Below are 11,259 nucleotides of genomic sequence, written 5' to 3' on the forward strand. Positions count from 1 at the left end.
GAGGCACCCATGAAGCACCGACTGACCCGCACCGCAGCCCTCGGGGCCGCCGCCGCTCTGCTCCTCGCCGGATGCAGCAGCGCGGGCGGCGGCTCGGAGGCGGTCGCCGAAGACTGCGTCCCCGCCCACGACGGCATCGAGACCATCAAGCCCGGCGTGCTCACCGTCGCCCACTACGACTACCCGCCCTTCGCATACATGGAGGAGGGCGAGTTCGTCGGCATCGAGGGGGAGATCATCGCCGAGATCGCGAAGATGGAGTGCCTCGACCTCGAGCTCGTGCAGGGCGACGGATCGGCGATGATCACGTCCGTGCAGACCGGTCGAGCCGATACGACCCTCGGCAGCTGGTACCGCACGAAGGAGCGCTCGGAGGTGGTGCGGCTGAGCGACCCGGTCGTCACCTCGCCGCTGTCGGTGGTCTCGACGACCGGCGTGCAGACCGTCGACGAGCTCACCGAGCTCGATGCGGTCGGAGCCGGACAGGCGCTCGTCGGCGTCGAGGAGATGCAGGATCTGCTCGGCGGCAAGCTGAAGCTGTACGCGAACAACGATGCGGAGTTCGCAGACTTCCAGGCGGGGCGCATCGACGGAGCCGTGCTCGGGCTCGGCGCAGCCGTGACGCTGCTCGAGCTGTACCCCGTCGAGGGGGCGACCGTCGAACCGCTCGAGGCCGATCCGCGTCTCTCCGCGACGGTGAACGTCGGGCAGACGAACTTCCCCGTCGGCCTCGACAACGACTCGCTGGGCGACGCGATCAACGACGACATCGCGCAGCTGCGCGAAGACGGCACGATCGCCGAGCTGGCCGAGAAGTACGGGTTCCCGGCGGAGATCGCCGATCCGGGCGAGCCGAACCTGCTCTAGGCAGCCGCCGCGGGGGCCCACTGCCGCTCCGCCCCGCCCCGCCCCGCCCCGCCGACGAATCGTGCCGGGGCGGGGCTGGCGCGTATCGCTACCCTGGACTCATGCACGCGAACGGCAGCACCATCGTCATCACCGGCGCCAGCGACGGCATCGGAGCCGCGGCCGCTCGCCGGCTGCACCGCAACGGTCACCGGGTCGTGCTCGTCGGGCGATCGCCCGACAAGACGCAAGCCATCGCCGCAGAGCTCGGAGCCCCGTTCCACCTCGCCGACTTCGCCGACCTCTCGCAGGTGCGCGCGCTCGCCGCAGCGCTGCTCGCGGAGCACGACCGCATCGACGTGCTCGCGAACAACGCCGGCGGAATCATGGGAGACCGCACCCTCACGGTCGACGGGTACGAGCAGACCTTCCAGGTCAACCACCTCGCCCCGTTCCTGCTCACCCGCCTGCTGATGCCCGCGCTGGCCGCGGGGCGGGCGACGGTCGTGCAGACGGCGAGCCTCGCCGCCCGCGCGTTCAGCCGGTTCGACATCACCGACCTGCAGAACGCGCGGCGGTACGCGCCGCAGCGCGCGTACGGCAACGCCAAACTCGCCAACATCCTCTTCACCGCCGAGCTGCAGCGCCGGCACGGCGCGGAGGGCATCTCGGCCGCCGCCTTCCATCCCGGGGTCGTCGCGAGCAGCTTCGCGAGCGACACGACGCACCTCATGCGGCTCGTCTACCACACCCCGCTCAAGCGCCTCTTCACGATCAGCGCCGACGCCGGGGCGGATCAACTGGTCTGGCTCGCCGAGGGGACGCCGGGGTCGACGTTCACGCCGGGCGCCTATTACGAATCGCGGGCCATCGCCGTGAAGGTGAGCCCCGAGGTGCACGATCCCGAACTCGCGCGCGAGCTCTGGGAGCAGTCGCTCGCCCTCGTCGGCGAGGCAGGCTGAGGCGCCTCGGCGGCGGGCCCCTGCGTTCCCGGTCCCCGGCTTCGGTGAGCGATGCCGCTCCGGTGCCCCCGCGGGCGCGGGTTCCTGCTCACCGAAGCCGAATCGCTCACCGAAGCCTCGCGCCGGGAGCGGCCGCGGCGCGACCCGACCGGCTGGCGGGGGCGGCGCGCGCGGCTAGAACCGCGCCCGCGCGTACTGCGGCGGCACGAGCGCCTCGGCAGCCGGTGCGCGCAGCTCGTGCGCCCAGCTGATCGGCAGGTGCGGGTTCGCGAGCAGCGGGCGGCCGAGCGACACGACGTCGGCCTGGCCCGTGGCGAGGATGCCCTCGGCCTGCTGCGCGCTCGTGATGAGGCCGACCGCGCCCACGGGGAGCGCACCCGACCGTCGCAGCTCGGCGGCGAGCGGCACCTGATAGGAGGGGCCCACCGGAATCGGCGCGCCCGGGGTGTTGCCCGCCGTCGACGCGTCGACGAGGTCGGCGCCGTCCTCCGCCAGCCATTCCGTGACGCGGGTCGCCTCGGCGCCGTCGAAGCCGCCGTCGATCCACTCGGTGGCCGAGAGGCGCACCACGATGGGCAGGGTCGGGTGCTCTGCCCGCACCGCGCGCACGATCTCGCGGAGCAGGCGGGCCCGCCCGGCGAGGTCGCCGCCGTACTCGTCGGTGCGCTCGTTCGAGAACGGCGAGAGGAACTCGTGGACGAGGTAGCCGTGGGCGGCGTGGATCTCGACGGCGTCGAACCCGACGCTCGCGGCGCGGCTCGCGCCGTCGACGAAGGCCTGCACCACGCCGGCGATCTCGGCGGTCTCCAGGGCGCGCGGCGTCGCGTACTCGCCGAACGGCACGGCCGACGGCGCGACGGTCTCCCAGCCGCCCTCGGCCTCGGGCACCGACCCTTCGGGGAAGCCGGGCAGCGACGGGTGAGTCGATCCCTTGCGCCCCGCGTGCGCGAGTTGCACGCCGATCTTCGCGCCGTGCGCGTGCGCCGCATCGACGATGCGCCGGAGCGGGGGCAGCTGCGCGTCGTCCCAGATGCCGGGGCAGCGGGGGCTGATGCGGCCCTCGGGGGTCACCGCGGTCGCCTCCATGAAGACGAGACCGGCGCCGCCGCGTGCGAAGCCGCCGAGGTGCTGCAGGTGCCAGTCGCCGACGACGCCGTCCTCGGCGTCGACCGAGTACTGGCACATCGGCGCCACCCACAGTCGGTTGCGGATCTCGAGATCGCGGAGCGTGAACGGACGGAAGAGCAGCGGATCAGCCATAGCCAGTGAGCCTACTCCCGCCGCCTGTGATCACCGCGTCCGACCCCCTCTCTTTCTCCCTCTCCCTCCCGGGAGCGGGAGCGGGGTCACTTCTCGTGCGTGTCGGATGCCCGACACGCACGGAAACCGACCCCGCTCGCGGAACGCGGGGAGCGGCAGCGGCGGCGCGAGCGCGATGTCGACGGTGCGGGCCGGCGGGGAGCCGAGCGGGAAGAAGTTCGAGGAGTGGTACGTTGCACCTTCCGACACCATCGATGGAGGCCCGCCCGACGTGACCGTGCTGATCCGCATCCTCAAGTTCACGCGCACCCTCGCGCCCTACTACGCGGGCATCATGCTCGCCGCGGTCGTGGTCACGGCTGCCGGTCTCGCCGTGCCGTTCATCACGGGTCGGGCGACCGACGTCATCTCGTCCGCGGTGGGGGCGGCGAACGGCGCAGACCCCGCCGCCGACGCGGTGCAGACGACGATCGCATCGGTGATCCTGCTCGCCGTCGCGCTGCTCGCGGTCAGCCTGATCGAGGCGGGAGTGGGCAACATCGGCGGCTACTGGGGCGACGTGATGAGCGCGAAGATGCGCACCATCTTGTCGACGCGCTACTTCGAGCAGCTGCTCGCGCTGCCGCAGCGCTACTACGACAACGAGCTCACCGGCACGATCCTGGCGCGCCTGAACCGGTCGATCTCCGAGATCACGAACTTCATGAAGTCGTTCTCGAACATGTTCGTGACGCTGATCCTCACCACCGTCGCGGTGCTCGCGATCAGCGCGTGGTACTACTGGCCGCTCGCCGTGCTGCTCGCGATCGCGTACCCGGTGTACCTGTGGCTGACCGCGCTGACGAGCCGCCGGTGGCAGCGCCTCGAGGGCGACAAGAACGTGCACGTCGACGTCGCCTCGGGCCGCTTCGCCGAGGTGGTGGGGCAGATGCGGGTGGTGAAGTCGTTCGTGAGCGAGCGGCGCGAGCTCGACGCCTTCGGCAGCCGCTTCCGGGCGACCGAGTCGCTCACCGCCGAGCAGTCGAAGCACTGGCACCGCATGGACGCGCTGCGGCAGGGCGTGCTGCACGCGATCTTCTTCGGGCTGTACGCCATCATCTTCGTGCGCACCGTGCTCGGGTTCTTCTCGCTGGGCGAGATGGTGATGCTCGTGCAGCTCATGGCGATGGCGCGCCAGCCGGTGACGAGCCTGAGCTGGGTCGTCGACACCGCGCAGCGGGCGATCGCCGGCTCGAAGTCGTACTTCGAGGTGATGGATCTCGACCCTGCGGCGGTCGACGGGGGCGGATCGCGGCCGACGGCCGCCCGCGCACCCGCTGCACCCGCCGCCGTCGGCGCCGATGCGGCGACGCCTGCGATTTCGTTCCAGGGCGTGCACTTCGGGTACGACGACGACGCCGATGTGCTCTCCGACGTCTCGTTCGACATCGCGCCGGGGGAGCGGGTGGCGTTCGTGGGCGAGTCGGGCGGCGGCAAGACGACCCTGACGAATCTGCTGATGGGGCTCTACGGCGTGCGATCGGGCGCCATCCGCGTCGCCGGCGCGGGCGAGGACCTCGACGCGCTGCGCCGCAGGATCGGCGTCGTCTTCCAGGAGCCCGCGCTGTTCTCGGGCACCGTGGCGGAGAACATCGCGTACGGCAGGCCGGATGCGACGCGGGAGGAGATCGAGGAGGCTGCCCGCCGCGCCGCGGTCGACGGATTCGTGCAGAGGTTCGAGCGCGGCTACGACACGCTCATCGGCGAACGGGGAGTCAAGCTCTCGGGCGGGCAGAAGCAGCGCATCGCCGTGGCGCGCGCCATGCTGAAGGACGCCCCGATCCTCGTGCTCGACGAGGCGACGTCGGCGCTCGACACGAAGTCGGAGCGCCTGGTGCAGGCCGGCCTCGAGGCGCTGATGGACGGGCGCACGACGCTCATCATCGCGCACCGCCTGTCGACGATCGCCGAGGTCGATCGCATCGTCACGCTGCGCGACGGCCGCATCGACGAGATCGGCACGCCGGCCGAGCTCGCGGCGTCGGGCGGCATCTACGCGGAGCTGCTCGCGCTCCAGGCGTCGCCCGCGGCGTCCCGGCGCAAGCTGATGCGTGAGTTCGACGTCATCGGGTGAGGGCTCGCGGGCCCGCCGCCGTCGATGTCGGCGGTCTGTGCCAGTCTTGACGTGTGCCGCCGTCGTCGATCGACCGCTCGACGGCCGCCCGGCAGCGCTCCCGGTGCTCGCCCGGAGACCGCTCGTGAGTTCGTGAAGGAGGCTCCCGTGCACGAGATCATGTGCCCGCACTGCCAGAAGGCGTTCACCGTCGATGAGGCGGGGTACGCCGACATCGTGAAGCAGGTGCGCGACAGCGAGTTCGAGGCGCAGCTGCACGAGCGCCGGGTGCTCGCGGAGCAGGACAAGCGGCAGGCGCTGCAGCTGGCGGAGGCGGCCTCCGCCGCGCGCCTGCAGCAGGCCGCAGCGGAGAAGGACGCCGAGATTCAGCAGTTGCAGGCGCGCGTGGAGGCGGGCACCGCCGCGCAGAAGCTCGCGGTCGCCGAAGCGCTGAGCGCGGTCGAGAAGGATCGCGATGCGCTCGCCGGTCAGCTCGAGCAGGCCCGTCGCGAGCAGGAGACGGCGATCGCACTCGCCGAGGCGAAGCTCGAGGCCGCGGCGCGGCAGGAGGCGGCCGCTCGGGAGACCGAGCTGCAGGAGCTCCGCGCGAGGCTCGCCTCGATGGAGCTCGCCCAGAAGCTCGAGCTCTCAGAAGCGGTGAGCGCCGTCGCGCGGGAGCGCGACGAGTTGCAGAACGAGCTGCAGCGCGCCGCTCTCGAGAAGCAGCTCGCGGAGCGCTCGCTCAAGGAGCACCACGCGCTGCAGCTGAAAGACCGCGATGGGGAGATCGAGCGGCTCAAAGACTTCAAGGCGCGGCTGTCGACGAAGATGGTCGGCGAGACCCTCGAGCAGCACTGCGAGGTGACCTTCAACCAGATCAGGGCCACCGCGTTCCCGAACGCCTACTTCGAGAAGGACAACGACGCCCGCACGGGGAGCAAGGGCGACTTCATCTTCAGGGATCTCGACGTCAGCGGCATCGAGGTCGTCTCCATCATGTTCGAGATGAAGAACGAGGCCGACGGCACTGCGACGAAGCACCGCAATGAGGACTTCTTGAAAGAGCTCGACAAGGACCGCCGCGAGAAGGGCTGCGAGTACGCCGTGCTCGTGTCGCTGCTCGAACCCGAGAGCGAGCTCTACAACGGCGGCATCGTCGACGTGTCGCACCGGTACCCGAAGATGTACGTGATCCGGCCGCAGTTCTTCATCCCGCTCATCACGCTCCTGCGCAATGCGGCCCTCAACTCGGTGAAGGTCAAGGCAGAGCTCGAGCAGGTGAAGTCGCAGAACATCGACATCACGCACTTCGAGAGCGAGCTCGACGGCTTCAAGGACGCGTTCGGCCGCAACTACGATCTCGCCTCGCGCCAGTTCCAGGAGGCGATCAAGCGCATCGACACGTCCATCGCCGAGATGCAGAAGGTCAAGGACAACCTGCTGAAATCGGAGAACAACCTGCGGCTCGCGAACGACAAGGCGCAGGGCGTCACCATCAAGAAGCTGACGCGCGGCAACCCGACCATGCAGCGCAAGTTCTCCGAACTCGCACGCGGAGACGCGGGTGCGGGCGCCGAGCAGGGCGGGAGCGCACGCGCATGAGCCTCGGAACGGTGCTCGACAGCCAGCACTTCGACGAATCGGACGAGGCGTTCGCGGCCTTCGAGGAGTGGGCGTGGGAGCAGCGCGCGCTCCGCCTCTACCCCGCGCAGGAGGAGGCGGTGCTCGGCATCGCGCTCGGCAGCAACGTGATCCTCGCGACGCCGACCGGCACCGGGAAGTCGCTCGTCGCCATCGGCGCGCACTTCATCGCCCTCGCCGAGGGCCGGCGCACCGTGTACACGGCGCCCATCAAGGCGCTCGTGAGCGAGAAGTTCTTCGATCTCGTCGACGTGTTCGGCGCAGACCGGGTCGGCATGGTCACGGGCGACACGTCGATCAACCCCGACGCCCCGATCCTCTGCTGCACCGCCGAGATCCTCGCCAATCTCGCCATCCGCGATCGTTCGGCCGGCGGCATCACGCAGGTGGTGATGGACGAGTTCCACTTCTACGCCGAGCCCGATCGCGGGTGGGCGTGGCAGGTGCCGCTGCTGCTCATGAACGACGCCCAGTTCCTGCTGATGTCGGCCACCCTCGGCGACGTCTCCGAGCTCGCCGACGACCTCTCCCGGCGCACCGGGCGCGACACCGCAATCGTCACCGGCGTCGAACGGCCGGTGCCGCTGACGTTCTCGTACGAGGTCGCCCCGGCGCACGAGGTCGTGGAGCGACTCGTCGAAGACCGGCAGACGCCCGCCTATCTCGTGCACTTCAACCAGTCGCACGCGGTCGAGCAGGCGCAGGCGCTCTCGAGCATCCGCATCGTCGACCGCGCCGGACGCGACGAGATCGCGGCCGCCATCGGCGACTTCCGCTTCTCCACGGGCTTCGGCTCGACCCTTTCGCGCCTCGTGCGCTCCGGCATCGGCGTGCACCACGCGGGCATGCTCCCGCGATACCGGCGCCTCGTCGAGCAGCTCGCCCAGCGCGGGCTGCTCCGGGTGATCTGCGGCACCGACACGCTCGGCGTGGGCATCAACGTCCCGATCCGCACCGTCGTCATCACCGCGCTCACCAAGTTCGACGGCGAGAAGATGCGGCGACTCTCCGCCCGCGAGTTCCATCAGATCGCGGGGCGGGCCGGCCGGGCCGGATTCGACACGGAGGGCGACGTGGTCGCGCTCGCACCCGAGCACGAGGTCGAGAACGCGAAAGCGGCCGCGAAAGCCGCCGCCAAGGCGATCGGGGGCAAGAAGGCGAAGCCGGCGAAGAAGAAGTCGCCGCCCCAGGGCTTCGTCGCCTGGAACGAGGGCACGCTGGAGAAGCTCGTCGGGTCGCAGCCCGAACCGCTCGTCAGCCGCATGCGCGTCACGCACGCGATGGTGCTCGGCGTCATCGGTCGGGGCGAGACGCGCGAGGGGGAGGCGCTGGAGACGATGCGCACCCTGGTGTTCGACAGCCACGAGCCGCGGCCCGCGCAGTTCGCGCACGCCCGCACGGCGATCGCCATCTTCCGCACCCTGCGCCAGGGCGGCATCGTCGAGGTGCACGTCGACGGGCGCGGCCAGCGGCTACTGCGCCTCACGGTCGAACTGCAGGCGAACTTCGCCCTGAATCAGCCGCTCTCGCCGTTCGCGCTCGCGGCGATCGAGCTGCTCGACCCCGAGTCCGACACCTACCCCCTCGACGTGATCTCGATCATCGAGGCCACCCTCGAGAACCCGCGCGCCATTCTCCGCGCTCAGGAGCACCGGGCGCGCGGCGATGCCGTCGCGGCGATGAAGGCCGAGGGCATCGAGTACGACGAGCGCATGGAGCTGCTCGAGGCGATCACCCATCCGCAGCCCCTGAAAGAGCTGCTCGACGAGGCGTTCGCGGAGTACGTCGCCGAGGTGCCATGGGCCCGCGACTTCGCGCTGCAGCCGAAATCGGTGGTGCGCGACATGGTGGAGCGCGCGTTCGGCTTCCGCGACCTCGTCTCGTTCTATCAGCTCGGCCGGTCGGAGGGCGGCGTGCTGCGGTACCTCAGCGACGCGTTCCGCGCGATCGAGCGCACCGTGCCCGAGCGGGCGAAGAGCCCCGAGCTCGAAGAGCTCATCGACTGGCTCGGCGAGCTCGTGCGGCAGGTGGACTCCAGTCTGATCGACGAGTGGGAGGAGCTGTCGAGCCCCGACCCCGAGGCACACCGGCGAGCGCGCGCACTGCTCGGCCTCGATACCGACGGCGCAGAAACCGCGGCAGCGCTCGCACCGCCGACGCGATCCGTGCTCACGAACCAGCGCGCCTTCCTCGTCATGCTGCGCAACGCCCTCTTCCGCCGCGTGCAGGCCGCCGCGTTCGAGCGCTACGGCGAGCTCGCCGAGCTCGATGCGGCACGCGGCTTCGGCGAGCAGAAGTGGCGCGATGCCCTTTCGGGCTACTTCGACGAGTACGACGACATCCGCATCGACGCCGATGCGCGCGCAGCGTCCCTGCTCGAGCTCGACCGCAGCAGCGCGCCCGAGGGGTTCTGGCGCTTCCGCCAGGTGCTGCTCGATCCCCGCGGCGACCACGACTGGGCGATCGAGGGGTCGGTCGACCTCGCGGAATCCGAAGCCGAAGGCGAGCCGGTGGTGCGGGTGGAGCGCGTGGGTCCGTTCGCGGAGTGAACGCGGAAGTGGGCCCGGAGCACTGCGCACCGGACCCGCTTCGCGGTCCTCACGGCTCGGATGTTTTCGAACCGCCGCTCGGCGCCTACGACCCGTCGGCGTCCGATCCGTCGGCGCCCGAGCCCCCGTCGCTCGCCCCGCCGCTCGCGCTGTCGCTCGACGCGTCGGCCTGCACCGCGGCGCCCGATCCGTTCGCGCCCGTCGACGCCTCGTTCGACGATCCGATCACCTCGGCGATCTCGGCGTCGGTGAGCGCGCGCCACGGCGAATCCTGCGGCTGCACGAGCGCCGCGTCGGGGCTGTCGCCGCGCGAGTACCACTTCGCCTCGAACCCGTCGCCGTCGAACAGCACGCGGTCTCCGCGGCGGTACTCCTTCGACGCATCCCAGGCGGGGTAGGCTCCGGCGGGCAGCTCGGGGCGCTCGATCGGCTTCTCGCCGGGCAGCACGGGGCCGAGCAGCCGCCAGGGCTGCGATCCGTTCTCGGCGGCGAGGTCGGGCTGATCGCCCTCCGTCCACCACTTCGCCTCGTACACGTTGCGGTGCCAGACCACCTTCGTCTCGGCGGGGTACGCCGTGGTCTCGGTCCAGATGGGGTACGGGCTCGTCTCTGGGTCGTCCTCGACGAGCTCGATCGGGCCGTCGCTCTCGACGGCTTCCGCCACCTGCGAGATCGCGCCGGAGCGGTGCTCGCGCAGGATCTTCGAGAAGTCGCCCTGCTCCTGCACCAGGCCGCTGCACGAATCGGAGACCTGCTTCGGATCGGGCCAGTTCGCCGAGCACTGCTGATCGCGGTTGAGCGACCACATCGACATGCGCGCCATGCCGTGCTCGTCGGCGAACTCCGAGAGCCGCTCCGCGTCGGCGAGGGTGAAGACGTCCGTGCGGGTGTCGTTCTGCCCGATCATCGGCGTCGCCGCGACCCGGCTCCACGCGGTCGCGTCGCCGATGGGGGCGTCGATCTCCTGGTACAGCGACCGCAGCTGCGATTGGGTCGCGCGCAGACTGCTCTCGACGGCGGGGTAGAAGTCCCGCTCCGACTCCGAGTTGTAGTTCATGGTCATGACGTTCACGCCCGCCAGGTCCACGCCCGCCTTGAGGTACGTGCGAATGGCCTGCAGCCCCTCGAACGTCAACCCGTCGGGCGCCACGGGCAGCGTCAGCCAGACGTCGAGTCCGACCGCGCGGGCGTCCTGCACCGTGCGGATCGCGTCGGCCTGCCGCGCGATGCCGTCCTCGTCAGCCAGGAACGCGCCCTCGATGTCCATGTCGATGCTCGCCAGATCGTAGCGTTCGACGACGCTGGTGTAGCCGTCCACGAGCCGACTCGCGTCCTCGCACTCGTACGCGATGTCGTGGTTGGCCTGACCCCCGAACGAGACCATCGCCGACCCGCCGAGGTTGCGCAGGCGCTGCAGCTTGCGGTCGAGGTCGAGGGAGCTCTCCGCTGCGTCGAGGTCGTAGTACCCGCCCCAGGAGGGGGTGCACGCATCGCCGGGATCGGCGACGATGAACGACAGCACCACGTTCTTCTGCCCGTCCTCGCCCGGCGACTCGAACGGGAAGGTGGGCGTGGCGGTGACGTCGACGTAGGAGTCGAACCAGGGGGTGCGCTCGGAGGCGACCTGCACGTCCTGCACCTTCGACCAGGCGTAGACGCCTCCGCCGATCAGACCCGCGATCACGACCAGCACGATGCTGAGCCGCGTCAGAGACAGCTTCCTGCCCGGATACCACTTCGCCATCACAGCCCCCCGCCCGCGCCCGCGCCCTCGCCCGACGGGTCTGGGATACCACCTGTAGCGGATTCCGCCATCAGTTATGCTATACGAGCGCCAACGCGCTGTCCTACGGCGAACCCGATCCTGCGGCTCGCCTGGGAGGATTCACCCGCGAAGCGACCCCCGACT

At 70.5% G+C, this 11,259-nt stretch carries 7 protein-coding genes; 5 read left to right on the plus strand and 2 right to left on the minus strand.

All coding sequences use genetic code 11. The features are described 5' to 3' along the window. The first annotated feature begins 9 nt into the window (after positions 1–9). Both BLT44_RS08890 and BLT44_RS08895 read left to right on the plus strand, forming a co-directional pair. Positions 10–867 (plus strand): ABC transporter substrate-binding protein, encoded by an 858-nt coding sequence (locus tag BLT44_RS08890; RefSeq protein WP_010157468.1) that lies wholly within the window; start codon positions 10–12, stop codon positions 865–867. Positions 868–968: 101 nt separating this feature from the next. Next, positions 969–1,808 carry an SDR family NAD(P)-dependent oxidoreductase gene (locus tag BLT44_RS08895; protein WP_010157466.1) on the plus strand — a complete coding sequence of 280 codons (840 nt, stop codon included), beginning with the start codon at positions 969–971 and terminating at the stop codon, positions 1,806–1,808. 174 nt (positions 1,809–1,982) lie between these two features. Here the strand turns inward: BLT44_RS08895 and BLT44_RS08900 are convergent, their stop codons facing one another. Then, entirely contained in the window at positions 1,983–3,068 is a 1,086-nt protein-coding gene (locus BLT44_RS08900) for an NADH:flavin oxidoreductase/NADH oxidase (protein WP_074690149.1), read from the minus strand. Positions 3,069–3,339: 271 nt separating this feature from the next. Between BLT44_RS08900 and BLT44_RS08905 the strand changes: the two genes are divergently transcribed. From BLT44_RS08905 to BLT44_RS08915, 3 genes are all read left to right on the plus strand, one after another. Beyond that, positions 3,340–5,181 (plus strand): ABC transporter ATP-binding protein, encoded by a 1,842-nt coding sequence (locus BLT44_RS08905; RefSeq protein ID WP_029608366.1) that lies wholly within the window; start codon positions 3,340–3,342, stop codon positions 5,179–5,181. A 147-nt stretch (positions 5,182–5,328) separates the two neighbouring features. After that, a complete protein-coding gene (locus BLT44_RS08910) occupies positions 5,329–6,762 on the plus strand; it encodes a DUF2130 domain-containing protein (RefSeq protein ID WP_010157463.1) in 1,434 nt (477 codons plus the stop codon). Next, positions 6,759–9,350 (plus strand): DEAD/DEAH box helicase, encoded by a 2,592-nt coding sequence (locus BLT44_RS08915; protein ID WP_010157462.1) that lies wholly within the window; start codon positions 6,759–6,761, stop codon positions 9,348–9,350. Before BLT44_RS08910 ends, BLT44_RS08915 begins: the two co-directional genes overlap by 4 nt. An 85-nt stretch (positions 9,351–9,435) precedes the next feature. Here the strand turns inward: BLT44_RS08915 and BLT44_RS08920 are convergent, their stop codons facing one another. Continuing rightward, entirely contained in the window at positions 9,436–11,094 is a 1,659-nt protein-coding gene (locus BLT44_RS08920) for a chitinase (protein ID WP_010157461.1), read from the minus strand. Between the last annotated feature and the right edge of the window lie 165 nt (positions 11,095–11,259).

It is taken from the genome of Leucobacter chromiiresistens, from assembly GCF_900102345.1.
Taxonomy (GTDB): Bacteria; Actinomycetota; Actinomycetes; order Actinomycetales; family Microbacteriaceae; genus Leucobacter; species Leucobacter chromiiresistens.

Excerpts from the sequence above, each read along its gene's own strand:
- BLT44_RS08915 (WP_010157462.1), top strand. The coding sequence starts at position 6,759 with ATGAGCCTCGGAACGGTGCTCGACAGCCAGCACTTCGACGAATCGGAC.
- BLT44_RS08920 (WP_010157461.1), bottom strand. The coding sequence starts at position 11,094 with ATGGCGAAGTGGTATCCGGGCAGGAAGCTGTCTCTGACGCGGCTCAGC.
- BLT44_RS08890 (WP_010157468.1), top strand. The coding sequence starts at position 10 with ATGAAGCACCGACTGACCCGCACCGCAGCCCTCGGGGCCGCCGCCGCT.
- BLT44_RS08895 (WP_010157466.1), top strand. The coding sequence starts at position 969 with ATGCACGCGAACGGCAGCACCATCGTCATCACCGGCGCCAGCGACGGC.
- BLT44_RS08900 (WP_074690149.1), bottom strand. The coding sequence starts at position 3,068 with ATGGCTGATCCGCTGCTCTTCCGTCCGTTCACGCTCCGCGATCTCGAG.